This window comes from Sporomusaceae bacterium (assembly GCA_031460455.1).
Taxonomy (GTDB): Bacteria; Bacillota; Negativicutes; order Sporomusales; family UBA7701; genus Anaeroselena.
In genome coordinates, this window is record JAVKTQ010000012.1 from 36,317 (window position 1) to 52,080 (window position 15,764).

Annotated in this window: 15 protein-coding genes; all 15 read left to right on the plus strand. The window is 54.3% G+C overall.

Features of this window, described 5'->3' with window-relative positions; translation table 11 throughout:
• Positions 1-25 precede the first annotated feature (25 nt).
• The gene (locus RIN56_15620) at positions 26-790 is read left to right on the plus strand and encodes a glucose 1-dehydrogenase (GenBank protein ID MDR7868225.1); all 765 of its coding nucleotides are present in this window, start codon (positions 26-28) and stop codon (positions 788-790) included.
• Between the two features lie 20 nt (positions 791-810).
• Entirely contained in the window at positions 811-2,298 is a 1,488-nt protein-coding gene (locus RIN56_15625) for a 4-hydroxyphenylacetate 3-hydroxylase family protein (GenBank protein MDR7868226.1), read from the plus strand.
• An 11-nt stretch (positions 2,299-2,309) separates the two neighbouring features.
• Positions 2,310-2,603 (plus strand): hypothetical protein, encoded by a 294-nt coding sequence (locus RIN56_15630; GenBank protein ID MDR7868227.1) that lies wholly within the window; start codon positions 2,310-2,312, stop codon positions 2,601-2,603.
• Positions 2,604-2,657: 54 nt separating this feature from the next.
• Positions 2,658-3,875, plus strand: a complete 1,218-nt coding sequence (locus tag RIN56_15635; protein MDR7868228.1) for a CaiB/BaiF CoA-transferase family protein — start codon at positions 2,658-2,660, stop codon at positions 3,873-3,875.
• A gap of 18 nt (positions 3,876-3,893) precedes the next feature.
• On the plus strand, positions 3,894-5,081 hold the full coding sequence (locus RIN56_15640; protein ID MDR7868229.1) for an acetyl-CoA C-acetyltransferase: 1,188 nt from the start codon (positions 3,894-3,896) through the stop codon (positions 5,079-5,081).
• Between the two features lie 97 nt (positions 5,082-5,178).
• A complete protein-coding gene (locus RIN56_15645) occupies positions 5,179-6,039 on the plus strand; it encodes a 3-hydroxybutyryl-CoA dehydrogenase (protein MDR7868230.1) in 861 nt (286 codons plus the stop codon).
• Between the two features lie 12 nt (positions 6,040-6,051).
• The gene (locus RIN56_15650) at positions 6,052-6,831 is read left to right on the plus strand and encodes an enoyl-CoA hydratase-related protein (GenBank protein MDR7868231.1); all 780 of its coding nucleotides are present in this window, start codon (positions 6,052-6,054) and stop codon (positions 6,829-6,831) included.
• A gap of 303 nt (positions 6,832-7,134) precedes the next feature.
• Positions 7,135-7,560, plus strand: a complete 426-nt coding sequence (locus RIN56_15655; protein MDR7868232.1) for a hypothetical protein — start codon at positions 7,135-7,137, stop codon at positions 7,558-7,560.
• A 93-nt stretch (positions 7,561-7,653) separates the two neighbouring features.
• Positions 7,654-9,060: a sigma 54-interacting transcriptional regulator gene (locus RIN56_15660; GenBank protein ID MDR7868233.1), complete on the plus strand. Its 1,407-nt coding sequence runs from the start codon at positions 7,654-7,656 to the stop codon at positions 9,058-9,060.
• Between the two features lie 342 nt (positions 9,061-9,402).
• On the plus strand, positions 9,403-10,665 hold the full coding sequence (locus tag RIN56_15665; GenBank protein MDR7868234.1) for an MFS transporter: 1,263 nt from the start codon (positions 9,403-9,405) through the stop codon (positions 10,663-10,665).
• 65 nt (positions 10,666-10,730) lie between these two features.
• Positions 10,731-11,282, plus strand: coding sequence for a hypothetical protein (locus RIN56_15670; protein MDR7868235.1), 552 nt, complete (start codon positions 10,731-10,733; stop codon positions 11,280-11,282).
• A gap of 57 nt (positions 11,283-11,339) precedes the next feature.
• Positions 11,340-12,542: a CaiB/BaiF CoA-transferase family protein gene (locus RIN56_15675; protein ID MDR7868236.1), complete on the plus strand. Its 1,203-nt coding sequence runs from the start codon at positions 11,340-11,342 to the stop codon at positions 12,540-12,542.
• Between the two features lie 104 nt (positions 12,543-12,646).
• The gene (locus tag RIN56_15680) at positions 12,647-13,429 is read left to right on the plus strand and encodes an enoyl-CoA hydratase-related protein (GenBank protein MDR7868237.1); all 783 of its coding nucleotides are present in this window, start codon (positions 12,647-12,649) and stop codon (positions 13,427-13,429) included.
• A 99-nt stretch (positions 13,430-13,528) separates the two neighbouring features.
• Positions 13,529-14,377, plus strand: coding sequence for a 3-hydroxyacyl-CoA dehydrogenase family protein (locus RIN56_15685; protein MDR7868238.1), 849 nt, complete (start codon positions 13,529-13,531; stop codon positions 14,375-14,377).
• Positions 14,378-14,417: 40 nt separating this feature from the next.
• Complete coding sequence (locus RIN56_15690; protein ID MDR7868239.1) at positions 14,418-15,710, plus strand: thiolase family protein; 1,293 nt, start codon at positions 14,418-14,420, stop codon at positions 15,708-15,710.
• Positions 15,711-15,764 lie beyond the last annotated feature (54 nt).

The following is a 15,764-nucleotide window of genomic DNA, read 5'->3' on the forward strand; positions in this document are numbered from 1 at the left end:
ATCAATTTTCAGGAGGTGGATATATATGAATTTTCCCAGTAGCGATCTGAGTGGCAAGGCGGCGATAGTCACCGGCGGCAGCAAGGGCATCGGCTTCGGTATGGCCTGCGCCCTGGCCCACGCGGGCGCCGATATCGTCATCGTCAGCCGCAACCTGGCCGAAGGGGAAGAGGCGGCCAAGGAGATCCAGGCCATGGGCCGCAAGGCTGTCGCCGTTTCCTGCGACGTTACGTCGCCGGAGGCTGTCGACGCCATGGTCACAAAGGCGGTGGCGACTTTCGGCAAGGTGGATATCCTGCTCAACAACGCCGGCATGAATATCCGCAAGCCGGTGGTCGAGCTGGCCGCCGACGAGTGGGATAAGGTGCTGAATACCAATCTCAAGGGTATTTTCCTGGTGGCCCAGCGGGTCGGCAAGGAGATGATCAAGCAGAAAAGCGGCAAGATCATTAACATCGCTTCCATTCTCGGGCTTATCGGCCTGCCGATGCTGGCGCCCTACGCCGCCAGCAAGGGCGGCATCGTGCAGCTCACCAAGGTGTTGGCCCTCGAATGGGCCCCGTATAACATCAATGTCAACGCCATCGCCCCTGCCTATATTCGCACGCCGATGACCGAGGGCTGGCTGACCGACAAGGAGCGGTTGAACGCTATCTTGTCGGCGACGCCGATGGGCCGCCTGGGCAGTATCGAGGATCTTGCAGGCCCGGTGGTTTTCCTGGCGTCGGACTGGGCCAGCTATATAACCGGCCATACGCTGATGGTCGATGGCGGTTGGGTCGCCCGTTAACACTACAAGGGGGAAGAAACATGAAAACAGGGAAAGAGTACAAAGACAGCCTACGCAAGCGCAATATCAAGGTGTATCTTAAGGGACAGCTCCTCAAAAGCGACGAGGTGATCGACCATCCGTTCATCCGCGGCCATGTCAATTCGGCGGCCATGACTTATGATCTGGCTAACGACCCGGCCTATGAGGACCTGATGACCGTCAAGTCCAGTCTTACCGGCAAGAAGATCAACCGTTTCACCCATATCCACCAGAGTGTCGACGACCTGGTGAAGAAGGTCAAGATGCTGCGGATGATCTCCCAGAAGACCGGCACCTGCTATCAGCGTTGTGTGGGTTTTGACGCCGTCAATGCCCTTTATACGGTGACCTTCGAGATGGACAAAAAACTGGGAACGGATTATCACCAGCGGCTCAAGAAGTTCCTGGAATACTGGCAGGAGAACGACCTGATGGTGGCCGGAGCCATGACCGACCCCAAGGGCGATCGCAGTCTGCGCCCCAGCCAACAGGCCGACCCCGACCTTTTTGTCCATGTCGTCAGGAAAGACGACAAAGGCATCGTCATCCGCGGCGCCAAGGCCCACATGACTGGCATGGTAAACTCCCACGAGATGATTATTATGCCGACGATGGCTATGGGCGAGGAGGATAAGGAGTACGCCGTTTCCTGCGCCATACCGGTCGACGCTCCGGGGATCCTCCACATTTTCGGCCGCCAGACTAACGACGACCGCAAGTGCGAGGGCGATATCGACCAGGGCAACGCCCGCTACGGCATTGTCGGCGGCGAGTGCCTGACCGTTCTCGAAGATGTGTTCGTGCCGTGGGAAAGGGTATTCATGTGCGGCGAGTATGAGTACAGCGGCCTGATTGTCGAACGGTTCGCCTGTTATCACCGCCAGAACTACGGCGGCTGCAAGGGCGGAGTGTCCGACGTGGTCATCGGCGCTGCCGCCGTCATGGCCGATATGAGCGGCTACGGCAAGGCCGCCCATGTCAAGGAAAAGATCAACGAGATGATCCATCTGACCGAGACGCTGTACGCCTGCTCGATCGCCTGCTCGGCCGAGGGTAAGCCGACCGCCGCCGGCTCCTACTACGTCGATCCGCTGCTGGCCAATGTCGGCAAGCACAATGTCACCCGCCTCATCTACGATATCGACCGCCTGGCCCAGGACATCGGCGGCGGCATCACCGCCACCATGCCGTCCGAGTCCGACCTGAAGAGTCCGGAAATCGGCAAGTATGTCGAGAAATACATGAAGGGCGTGGCTTCGGTGCCGGCCGAATACCGGCTGCGCATCGGCCGCCTGATCGAGAACATGACCGGCGGTACCGCTCTGGTGGAAAGTATGCACGGCGCCGGCTCGCCACAGGCCCAGAAAGTATTTTATTCCAAGCTGTCCAATCTTGAGCATAAGAAACGCTGCGCTATGGATATAGCCGGCGTGCCGGCCGAGGCCGCCAAGGCGATGCATGAGGCGGCGGCCGGTAAAGGCAAGTAGTAGGAGGCGGCGTGAGGGTCGGCGTAAAGTTCTGCGGCAACTGTAACCCGTACATAGATATGCCGGCGCTGGTGGGGGATATGGCCGCGCAGGCTGCGGGGGTAACGTTTGTCCGCTGGGAGGATGCGGGTTATGACGTCCTCCTGGTGCTCAGCAGCTGCGGCTGCGATTGCGCCACCCGCCCGCCGTTCGCCGGACCGGTGGTCATTGCCACCAGCGAGGCCGTCGACCGGTGGCCGGTGGCGGCGGCGGAGCTGCCGGCGGCGATTCTGGCTACCCTCAGGCGATACGGTACCGTCGGATAGGACGGAGGCGAAGCGGTGTGGGCAAGCCCACACCGCTTACTAAAATCAGCCGATATGGGAGTGAAAATGATGGTCGAACAAAATCTCGCCGGCATCCGCGTGCTCGATTTTACCCGTGTGCTGGCCGGCCCCTATCTTACGCAAATGCTCCGCGACTTGGGAGCCGAGGTGATAAAAGTCGAACAGCCCGGCAAGGGAGCCGATGAGCGGGGAATGCCGCCGTTCGCCAAGGGGCAGAGCGGCTACTATATGATGCTTAACCGCGGCAAGAAATCGATAACTCTCAACCTCAAAGCGCCGGAAGCTAAGGAAATAATTTTCGAACTGGCCCGGCAGTCGGATATAATCACCGAAAACTTCAAACCGGGAGTTATGGCATCGCTTGGCTTCAGTTATGAAGCGTTCAAAAAGGTAAAACCCAACATTATTATGTGCTCGATATCGACCTTCGGCCAGGAGGGGCCGTATTCACAACGGGTGGGCTACGACATCGTGGCCCAGGCGATGAGCGGGCTGATGTGGATGAGCGGCGACAGCGACCGGCCACCTACCCGCTCGGGCACTTCGATCGGCGATGTCAACGCCAGCGCCCACGCCCTCGGGGCTATCGGCGCGGCCCTCTACTACCGGGAAAAGACCGGTAAAGGCCAGTATATCGATATATCGTTGCGCGACTGCCTGTCGGCCATCATCGAAACCGCCATTCCCCGTTTCACCATGAGCGGCGGCACTGACAAGCCCATGCGCAGCGGTCGCCATCACGCTACCATGGGACCGTACGGGGTATTCGATGCCGGTCGCGGCAACTATGTCGTTCTCGGGGCCCTGAATCCGGCGATTTGGTCCCGCCTGTGCACGGCCATGAAGCGGCCGGAGATGATCGACGATCCCCGTTTCGGCGATGCGGGGCTGCGCGGCCAGAATCGCGACGCTGTCGTCGCTGCCGTCGAGGAGTGGCTGCAGTCGTTCGCCGCGGTGGAAGAACCGCTGGCCATATTGGAACAGTACGAGGTGCCGTCGGCGCCGGTGCTCAGTATCGATAAGCTGGTGGATGATCCCCAGTTCCTGATGCGGGATATGCTCGTCGAGGTCAATGATCCGCTGTTCGGGTCGGTCAAATTGCCAGCCACGCCGATGCGGTTTTCGGAGACCACGGTCGTCAACAGCGAAGCGCCGCCGCTGCTAGGCGGGAATACCGCCGAGGTTTTAAAAACGCTGCTCGGCATGACCGACGGCCAGATCGCCGCTCTTAAAGAGAAGAAAGTAATTTAGCGTAAGGAGAGGTTTAGCATGCGTGAAGTAGTTGTCGTCGGTGCGAAACGGACCCCTATCGGCGATTTCCTCGGGGCGCTCAAGGATGTTTCCGCCGTTGATCTGGGAGTGGTGGCCGTCAACGCCGCTCTAGCCCAGGCCGGCGTGAAGCCCGATCAGGTCGGCGAGGTGGCCTGCGGTATGATTTACAAGGCCGGCGTCAAAGGCAATCCCGGCCGTCAGATTCAGCTCAAGTGCGGCATGCCTGAAAGCGGCTACGCTTACACCGTCGATCAGCAGTGCGGCTCTGGCATGAAGGCTTTCGAGCTTGCCAGCCAGTCCATCCTGCTCGGCAAAGCCGACATCGCGGTTGCCGTCGGGGTCGAGAGTATGAGTCAGGCCCCCTATCTGCTGAAAGGGGCCCGCGAGGGCTATCGCATGGGCCATGGCGAGATATACGATTCGATGCTTTACGACGGGCTGGTCTGCGCCCTGATGGGCTACCACATGGGGTTGACTGCCGAGAACCTGGCCGAGCGCTATAGTGTCACCCGCCAGGAGCAGGACGAGCTGGCCTTCATGAGTCATCAGCGCGCCGTCAAGGCTATAAAGGAAGGCACTTTCAAGGAAGAGATCGTTCCCGTGACCATCCAGACCCGCAAAGGGGCGGTAATCGTCGATACTGACGAACACCCCAGGGTCGACGTGACGCTGGAAAAGCTGGCGGCCATGAAGCCGGCTTTCAAAAAAGACGGCACCGTCACCGCCGGCAACGCTTCCGGCGTCAACGACGGCGCCGCCGCCCTGGTGCTGATGAGCGCCGACAAGGCCAAAGAGCTGGGCGTCAAACCCGTGGCCAAGTTGCTGGCCACCGCCAGCGCCGGCGTCGAGCCGTCGGTCATGGGCATTGGGCCGGTGCAGGCCGTGCCCAAGGCGCTGGCATACGCCGGACTGAAGCAGGCCGATATCGATTACTTCGAGATCAACGAAGCTTTCGCTGCCCAGTTTTTGGCCGTCAACCGCGAGCTGAAGATACCTTACGACAAGGTCAACACCAACGGTTCGGGTATCGGCCTCGGCCACCCGGTGGGCTGCACCGCCGCCAGAATAATCGTCTCGCTCATCTATGAGCTGGGCCGCCGCGGCGAGCGCTACGGACTGGCTTCGCTGTGCGTGGGCGGCGGGCCGGCCATCGCGAGCGTGGTCGAAAACTGTAGTCAGGCATAGGAAGGGACAATAGTGTTTACGGTCATCAAAAAGAGGGCTGAACCGCCGTCGGCGGCGCAAGCACCGGAAAATAGGAATCATGCAAGGAGGGAAAGAGATGGCCATTAAGAAGCTTTTGGTGGTCGGCGCCGGCCAGATGGGCAGCGGCATTGCCCAGGTAGCCGCTGCCGCCGGACTGGAGGTCGTGATTCAGGACATCAAACAGGAGTTTATCGACCGCGGGCTCAAGGGCATCGCGAAGAACCTGGCCAAGCTTGTGGAAAAGGGGAAACTGGCGGAGAGCGACAAGCAGGCCATGTTGGGGCGGATCAAGGGCCAGGTGGATCTGACCGTCGCCGCTGCCGACGTCGATTTGGCCGTGGAAGCGGCAACCGAAAATTATGAAGTCAAGAAAAACATCTTCGCCACTTTGGATCAGACTGCACCGGCCCGCGCCATCCTCGCCAGCAACACCTCGTCGCTGCCGATTACCCAGCTGGCGGCGGTTACCAAACGCCCGGACAGGGTTATCGGCATGCACTTTTTCAACCCGGTGCCGGTCATGCAGCTGGTGGAAATAATCATGGGCCTGGCGACTTCCCAGGCTACATATGAGGCGACGCGCGAACTGGCTCTGGCTCTTGGGAAGACGCCGGTCAGGGTCGAGGACTTCCCTGGCTTTTGCGCCAACCGGATCATGGTACCGATGATAAATGAGGCCATTTACGCCCTGATGGAGGGGGTGGCCACCGCCGAGGATATCGATGCCTGCGCCAAGCTGGGCTATAATCACCCGATGGGGCCGCTGGCCCTGTGCGATCTGATCGGTCTCGATACCGTCCTTTATGTCATGGAGGTACTGTACAAGGGTTACGGCGATCCCAAGTACCGGCCGTGCCCGCTGCTGCGCAAGTACGTCGATGCCGGCTGGCTCGGCCGCAAGAGCGGCCGCGGTTTCTACGACTATTCGGTTAAATAGGGGGGGCGCCGTATGTATCAGAATATCGTGCTGGAACGGGACGGTAAGCTGGCGATCCTCGCGATAAACCGTCCGAAAGAACTGAACGCCCTTAATCTGGCGACAATGCGGGAGCTTGACGACGCCATCGGTAAGCTGGCTGGCGATGAGGGCCTGGGAGCCCTTATCATAACCGGCGGCGGCGAAAAGGCCTTTGTGGCCGGGGCAGATATCAGCGAAATGGCCAATATGGGCGCAATACCGGCGAAGGAGTGGGCCCGGCTCGGGCAGGAGGTGTTCTCCCGCATCGAGAACTTCCCCCGCCCGGTCATTGCCGCCGTCAACGGTTTTGCACTGGGCGGCGGCTGCGAGCTGGCTATGGCCTGCGATGTCCGTCTGGTGTCCGATAAGGCCAAATTCGGCCAGCCGGAAGTCAATCTGGGGATAATTCCGGGATTCGCCGGCACCCAGCGACTTACCCGCCTGGTGGGGAAAGGCCAGGCCAAGATGCTGATCTTCAGCGGCGAGATCATCGGCGCTGACGAAGCCTTGCGCATCGGGTTGGCGGATGCGGTCGTCCCCGGCGGCGAGCTCATGGGGGCGGCCAAGTCGCTGGCCCAAAAGTTTATGGCCAAGGCCCCGCTGGCTGTCAGTCAGGCCAAGCTGGCCATCAACAAGGGGATCGAGATGGACTCTGAAAAGGCGTATGCTTTTGAGGCCGAGGCCTTTGGCATGTGTTTCACCACCGCCGATCAGAAGGAGGGCATACAAGCCTTTCTGGAAAAAAGGAAGCCGGTGTTTAAGGGTAAATAGCGGTAGCGGGGAACGGCGGCTTTGCCGACCGTTCCTCGTTGTTTCGGTTAGGAGAAACAGCTGTGGCAATACTCGATTCGTTGGTGGAATCGGCAGGCGTGATTCAAAAACGGATTCCGCTGGATTGCTCGGTGACGCTGTGCGACGCTGAGGGAACGGTGGTGGCGTTCGTTGCCGCCAAGACTTTTGCCCTGAGCCTGGTGGCAGGCGGCAAGGTGGCCCGCCGGCGGTTCGCTGCAGGAATGCCTGCAGACGGGGCAGCCGAACCAGAAGCTCATCCCGGCCGAAGTCTACGGTGTCCCGGTGAAGGCTATCAGCCTGCCTTTACAGGAAAACGGCGTGTTGGCCGGCGGCGTGTCGGTCGGCCTCAGTCTGGAGTCCCAGTCGATTACCGGAACGGCCCAGCAGATCGCCGCCACCGCTCAGGAACTGGCCAGGGCGGCGGCTGAGCTGGCCGAAGCCCTGGCGTCGATGCGGGAATACGGGGCGAGTGTTGTCGGTGGTGGCTGGTCACATGAAATAATTATAGCCACTTTATGGTTCCACCGCCCCAAAGCACTAAAAAACGGGACCCGCGTAAAACGCGGGTCCTGCAATGTATTTCGGCCATTTTGTGGTTCCAACCCCGGCCAAAGATGTGGTCATATTCACACATTTATCGGGGCCGCTTGGACAGGCTTTTGCGAGACGATCAGACAGGAATTAGGAAGAAAAGGACGAAAAAATTAAAGCACTAATTTGGATTTTCCACAAGATTTGAGTTTTTAATATGTTATCTATACAGTCTTTATGTTTCTGTTGTTTAATTATGGGGGTGATACGATGATAAATATTGACGAATGTACACACAATAGGCTGTTAACTGCTAAATCTCTTTTAGATGATATTACGGAAGGTTATTCGGATGGTATCTTTATTACTGACGGCGAGGGGATGGGTCTTTATATTAACCGAGCCATTACAGAGATAACGACTGTAACTGAAGAGCAGATTGTTGGTCGAAATATTAGCGATGTGGTCGCGGAGGGGATCCTTTCTGCATCGTCGGTTTTAGAGGCGCTTAAGACAAAGAAACGCGCAACGGTTTTACAGGTTACGCCAAATAAAAAAACTGTTTTAGTATCAGGTTTCCCGCTTTTTGATGAAGCGGGAAATATTCGACGGGTGGTCGTAAGTACTCGGGATATAACTGAGCTGAATCATTTGAAAAACCAGTTGGAACACGCCCAAATGTTGAATAATAAATATTATTCGGAACTGATGTCTCTTAAAATGTCAAATCTCAGCGAGGTTAAAGACAGCATTATTGTAAATTCAAATGCAATGCGTAAAGTAGCTGAACTTGCTCTGCAGGTCGCCCGAGCAGATTCAACGGTGCTGATTACGGGGGAATCCGGCGTGGGCAAAGAGGTGGTCACCCGCTTGATCCATAGCGAAAGTCTGCGGGAAAAAGGGCCTTTTATTAAAATAAATAGTGCGGCAATACCCGATACTTTGCTTGAGTCGGAACTTTTCGGGTATGAAAGCGGCGCCTTTTCCAGTGCTAAAAAGGAAGGTAAGGCAGGATTAATTGAATTAGCGCATAACGGTACGCTTTTTCTTGATGAAATCGGCGAATTGCCACTCCCTTTACAAGCAAAAATGTTACAGGTTCTTCAGGATAAAACGTTTTATCGAATTGGCGGAACAAAGCCGCGGAGTGTCAATATCAGGATAATTGCGGCAACCAATGTGCCTCTAGAAGAGTATGTTGCCCAAAAAAGATTCAGAGGAGACCTATATTATAGATTGAATGTAGTGCCGATTGCCATTCCTCCGCTAAGAGAACGGATAGAAGATATACCGCCTCTTACGCATACGTTTTTGTCCAGGATGAATAAGAAATATGATATGCATAAGACCATTTCCAGCGATGCCCTTGATTTGCTGCAATCCTATTCTTGGCCAGGGAATGTACGTGAACTTGAAAATATGATTGAGAGAATATTCGTGATGACGCCGGACAATGAAATTACTTCAGACTATTTGCCGCCAACGATAAAAAGGCAGAAAAATAAACCCGGAGTTGTTTTGAATGGTGTCATGTCCTTGGGTGAGGCGCAGAAAGAAGTCGAGAAACAATTGCTGGAGCGTATTTACGGTGAAACCCAAAGCACCTACAAAACTGCGAAAATACTAGGAGTGAGCCAATCGACTGTCGTTCGTAAACTTAAAAATATAATAAAATGAAAGCCGGTAAGGGCCGCTCGTCGAGCGGCCCTTACTGTATGATGCGAAAGCGACTTAATATAATGCAAAAATGACTCGGCTCTTGCTCCTTGATATTGTTGTTAAACAGTAAAGCACTGAGTCAAAAATGACTTAATGCCTATTCGCTTCTTAGTACGAAAGCTTGATATTAAGCCATTTCTTAGGTTGGCACAGAAAGTGCAAAAGTATTATTGCGGAGGTGATAATGCGAATAGTCAAAAAAAAAGGACACACTTTAGTTAAATACTATATCTGGAGGTTGATAGCTACATGATACCATCTAGTTCGGACATTCAAGGAAGGCAGACAATCGTAAAACCGATGTCAAACACGCGCTGGCTTGCCGTGGCATTGGTTTGCGGATTAACAACCATCAACTATATTGACAGAGTCAATATCGGTGTCGCTGCTCCTATTCTCATGAAGGAGTTCGCGCTGACACCAGCTTCAATGGGTCTATTGATGTCCGCGTTTTTTTGGTCCTACTTTTTCGCAATGGCTCCGACCGGCTGGTTTCTGAATAAGTACGGTCCAAAGCTCGTTATGTTTTGGTCTTGCTTCGGTTGGGGCGCAACAACAATGCTTACTGGCTTAGTACAAGGTTTTTATTCTTTGTTTGCAGTCAGGGTGGCGCTCGGTGTAACTGAGGCTCCCGGTTTTCCTGGCTCAATCCGGGTCGTCCAAGTTTGGGTTCCTGAACGAGAGAGGACGCTGGCGTCTTCGCTGTTCGACAGTTGCGCGCGGTTGGGCAATGCGTTTGCGCCCCCGTTGGTTGCCTACATTATCGTTCTTTGGGGTTGGCAATGGTCCTTCGCGGTTACCGGTGGCCTGGCGGTACTATATAGCTTTGTCTGGTTGGCTCTGTATAAGGAACCGGATGATCACCCGAAGATCACTGAATCCGAGCTTGCTTACATCAGGCAGAATGAGAAACTGACCAACGAAGGCAAAGTCATGTCCCAGCCCATATCTATGATGAAATTGCTGACCTATCCACGCGTGATACTGGCCTGCTTGGGAATGGTTTTCTATATGTATTTCTTTTCCACCTTCAATATGTGGATTCCCAGTTATCTCGTTTCCGTGCGCGGGTTTGACATCAAGGCCATGGGAATTGCGGCAATGTATCCGTACATTGCCGGCGTGGTTCTGGAAATCATCGGCGGATATATTTTTGATCAGTGGTACAGGCGTGGAGCAACGATCAGTGCATTAAGGCGCACGGGAATGGGTGTCGGTCTTTTAGGAGGAGCGGTGGGAATGTATCTTACCGTAATGGCTACTTCGCCGGAAATGGCCGTATTCTGGCTTACCGTCGCCATGGGGGTTACTTCTTTCGGCGCTTCCAACGTATCGGCAATTCCTAGCGATATTGCTCCTTACGGGCAAAGCGGCGGGGTTGCAAGCGTAATTTTTGCCGCTGGAAGTATCGGTTCGATGCTCGGACCAATTATTACCGGTATTTTTGCCAGCGGCTCGTTGGGCTATAACGGCGGACTCCTCGCAATGGGCTTTTGTACACTCCTCGGGGCGATTTGCTATATGGTAAATACCTACAAACGGCTCGAACCACGTACAAACTAGCATCCTGGCAGTGTTGGCGGGGGTTAACCCCCCCGCCAAGCTACGCAGGAAGTTAAGAGGTTAATATGAACAGTATTTATTGGGCGGTTGCTTTTGTGATTGTGCTTATCGCTCTTTATTATATCGGAAAGCGAAAGCAAATGCAGACGAAGTGCGTTGATGATAAGGTACTAACTGAGGTTAATAATGCTAAAGTGATTGGCCGGATTATTTACCACGGCGGTATGCCGCAAATGCCAAAACCATCTTCATTGGCGGCGGGGGTTCTGCCAGATTCGCTTTTGCTGTGGAATCACCGCGGGGAAAAAGCCATTATTAATTTCGCCCGTTGGATTCAATGCGAAAAACTCACCATGGAGTTGCGACCGAATACTCGCGGTTTGTTGATTACCTTGCTCGGGCCACTAGTTTTCTTGTTTACAAAGCACAAGATAAGACATTTTATTGTGATAAAATACCTCGACTGCAACGACGAGGAGAACAATATTCTTTTTGAGTGCAATGGGGAGACTAATCAACAACATGTATACGATATTTTACACAACAGCTGGCAGGGGGTAAAAAAACAGCGCCTGTTTAAAAGAAACGCCTGTAAAGCGTTGAGTGAATCATGCTAGATGGCCGAGAAATACTGTTAGCAACGTTATGTATATTATGGGAGGAGACAAAACAAAATGAGAGACAAAAACCTCAGCGATTTACGTGTCCTTGATTTCGGCAGGGTAATGGCCGGTCCCTATTTAGGGCAAATATTCGCCGATCTGGGAGCGGAAGTGATTAAAGTCGAGCAACCGGGGAAGGGAGCTGACGAAAGGCACTTCACCCCATTTGGTAAAGGTCAAAGCGGTTATTTCATGCTTGTTAATCGCGGTAAGAAGTCTATTACTCTCGATTTGAAGAGTCCGGCTGCAAAGGATATTATCTTGAAATTAGTGCGTATTTCCGACATCGTAATCGAAAATTTCAAGCCAGGTGTAATGAAGTCGTTGGGGTTGGATTATGAGGAATTACGCAAGGAGAATCCGCAAGTTATTATGTGCTCGATCTCAACATTCGGGCAAACTGGACCGTACGCTCGGAAGGCGGGCTATGATATTGTTGCCCAGGCTATGAGCGGCATCATGTGGATGACTGGAGATTCGGACCGACCGCCGATGCGTTCGGGTACGACTATTGGCGATTATAATGCAAGCAGCCACGCCTTTGGTGCGATTATGGCGGCATTGCATTACAAAAATCGGACCGGTATAGGGCAGCACATTGATATCTCGCTCCGAGACTGCATGACCGCAATTCTGGAAACAGCTATACCAAGATATACGATGTCAGGCGGAAAAGATCAGCTTATGCGAACCGGATCGCATCATGAGACAATGGCTCCCTACGGCATATTCGAGGCGGGAGATGAGAAGTATGTGGCCATTGGCGCACTCAACCCATCTTTGTGGGAAAAACTTTGTATGGCTATCGAGCGTCCGGATCTCATTAGCAATCCCGACTTTGCCGATTCGTTGACACGCGGTAAAAACCTGCCACAGGTGATATCGATTATCGAAGGATGGTTAAAAAGCTACGAAGATGTGAAAGAGCCTCTCGAAATACTTGATAAGTATGGAGTCCCGGCAGGACCGGTTTTGGATATCGCGGGGTTATTCAACGATCCTCAGCTTAAAGTGCGGGATTTATTCGTTGAGGTAACTGACCCGAAATTTGGTAAAGTCGTTCTTTCCGGTACGCCGATGAAATTCTCTGCAACGGACTCGGTAACTACTAACCCGCCGCCGATGCTTGGTGAGCATACTGAAGAGGTTTTAAAGAATCTGCTGGGATATAAGCAGAGTGATATAGATAATCTGCATGCTCAAAAGGCAATTTGAATATTGTTCAGAAATCGTGGGAAGGGCAAGATACATCCGGCTAAAGCCGTGAGGATGGCGATCATCCTGGGAGGCTTGTCAGTCGGAGAATTGGGGTGATTTTAATGGCTGAATTCAAGAACTTGCTGTATGAGTGTGAGCGTGGTATCGCCATGATCAGCATGAACAGACCGGAAGCGATGAACGCATTTAATGCCGACACCCTCGGAGAGCTGGAGGCGGTGTTGGCTGTGGTGGAAGAAGACCCGGCGGTTGGGGCGGTTATTATCACCGGTGTAGGCAAAGCGTTTGTCGCCGGCGCTGATATTGCGATGAATAAAGGCCTTGCGCCCATTGAGGGGCGGGAGGTGTCCGTCCGCGGCCACCGACTATTTTCGAAGATCGAGAATCTTGGGAAACCCGTAATCGCTGCCGTTAACGGTTATGCATTGGGCGGCGGCTGTGAATTGGCTCTGGCTTGCGATATCCGGGTGGCCGCGGAAAAGGCCAAATTCGGTTTGCCGGAAGTCAGTCTGGGGATTATTCCTGGATGGGGAGGGACCCAGCGGTTACCGCGTCTCATAGGCAAGGGAAGGGCAAAATACTACGCCATGACGGCGGAGATGATCGATGCCGCGGAGGCCTGCCGAATCGGTCTTGTTAACAAGGTCGTAGCAGCCGAAGAGTTGCTGCCTGCTGCCAAACATATTGCCAATGTCATTATGAGCAAAGGGCCGGTTGCCGTTCGCCTGGTTAAAGCGGCAATTAACAACGGATTGAAAATGGATCTTGATTCGGCGCTCGCCTATGAGGTTGAAACCTATACCACCAGTTTCAGCTGTGAGGACCGGACTGAAGGCATGACGGCGTTTCTGGAAAAAAGGTCCCCTAGGTTTCAGGGACGATAATGCGTTGTATGGCCGGATTGAGTACAGCCTTGTTTAGTATGGCTAACGGCTGCGTGTATGAACACGAGCGCGTCTTTGATTAAGGAGGAGGAATTTACGATGTCGAAAATCAAAAAAGTAGCGGTCATCGGCGCTGGTGCGATGGGAAGCGGAATAGCACAAGTTGCTGCCAGTTCAGGATATGAGGTGAATTTATTTGACTTGCATGAGGCGGCGTTGGGAAAAGCGCTGCAGGGGATAAAAGGAAATCTGAGCAAGCTGGAAGCAAAAGGGAAGCTCAGCGCGCAAGATGTGGCGGCATGCCTGGGGCGTTTGCATATCACCCAAGAGTTTGTCGGAGCCGTGCAGGATGCCGACATCGTCATCGAAGCGGCCCTTGAAGACATCCAGACAAAGCAAAACATTTTCCGGCAGTTGTGTCAGCATTGCAAAAAGGAAGCCATACTGGGTACGAATACTTCGAGTCTATCGATTACCGAGATAGCGTCGGTGACCGACCGGCAAGGCAACGTAATCGGCATCCACTTTATGAATCCGGTACCGGTCATGAAAGGCGTGGAAGTCATCCCTGGCAAGCTCACCGATAAAAAGACGATTGACGCCAGTGTGGAGTTCGTAACAAGTTTGGCGAAGGAGGCTATTTTGGCGGTGGATTACGCCGGGTTCATCGTATCGCGCCTCGTGGATGCCCTGTTCAACGAGGCAGCCAGATGCATCCAGGACGGGAATAGTCCGGAGGAGATCGATAAAGCGGTGAAGCTTTGCCTCAATCATCCGATGGGGCCATGCGAATTGATGGACCTGGCCGGGATAGACATCGTGTACAACGGCCTGCTAACTATGGAACGGGATTTCGGCGATCAGTACAAACCGGCAAAAATGCTGAAGCAGATGGTGCGGGCCGGTACGCTGGGCCGCAAAACCGGCCGGGGATTCTATGCCTATTGAGCAGCAGACGTTAGTCAATAATCGATTAGGAGAGTTTTAAATGAACTATACGGCAGACGAAGTTGTTGTTGTAAGCGGGGTCAGGACGCCCTTCGGCAAATTTGGCGGGCTGATGAAAGACATCGATATCTATGATTTGGGCGCTATCGCTATGCGGGAGTCGCTGGTCAGGATCGGCCTGAGCGCGGAGGCGATCGATGAGGTGTGGTGGGGCTGCGGCGATACCACCAATTGCAAGGATCCCTATACGCCGGTCGTAGCCCGGCAATCGCTGCTGAAAGCGGGACTGCCTGTTTATACGCCTTCCGTTACCATTGATAAAGCCTGCGTTTCCGGAACATCGGCGGCTTACTATGCCATGAGCAGAATTAAAAGCGGCGAGGTAAACGCCGTCCTCACCGGCGGGGCGACGAGTTTCAGCACGGTGCCTTATCTGGCCCGCAATTTGCGGTGGCAGGGGCATAAGGCCGGCGGGTTTACCCTGGAAGATCCGCTTTTTCCCCTTGGCTATAAAGATTTTGCCCCCGTGGCCGTCGATTCCGGCAATGTCGCCGTCAAATACGGGGTTTCGCGGGAAGAACAGGATGAGTTTGCTTATCATAGCCACCAGAAGTACGGCAAGGCCCATGCCGCCGGTTTTTACGAAACGGAAATGGCGCCGCTGGATATCGCTGTGAAAAAGGGCAGAGGGACGGAAATTGTACGCCTGGATATCGACGAACAGTATCGACCGCAGATAGCGCCTGCGGATTTGGCAAAGCTGCCGACTATCTTCGACAACCCGACCGTCACCGCGGGCAACGCCCCCGGCCTTAACGACGGGGCGGCGGCGCAGATCCTCATGCGTAAGAGTACCGCCGACAAGCTCGGTTTGAAGCCGCTGTATACCATCGTCGGCATGTGCTCGATTGCCGCCAATGCGGATCTGCTGCCGGTAGCGCCGGCGTTGGCCGTGAAAAAGTGCCTGAACGGCCTGAACATGTCGATCGACGATATAGATGTGTTGGAAATTAACGAGGCTTTCGCCTGTGTGCCGCTGGTATCCTGCAAGCTGCTGGCCTGCACCAGCTTCCTGGAGGAAGACTATCCGGCGGCGGCCGGTAAGATTGACAATTACCCCTTGGACAGTTTCGGCAAGGACCGGTACAACCAGCTAATGGAAAAACTCAATGTAAATGGCGGGGCAATTGCCGTCGGCCATGCCAATACGGCCAGCGGCGCCCGTATAATGATGACCGCGGCTGCCGAGCTCAGGCGGCGTGGCGGCGGGGTCGCCGCCTGCGCGATATGCGGCGGCCTTACTCAGGGAGATGCCTGCATTATTCGCGTTTAGACTTGGGCTGAAATGTCCTGCAGACACGTACCGCTGCCTGAAGTAAAAGGTTTG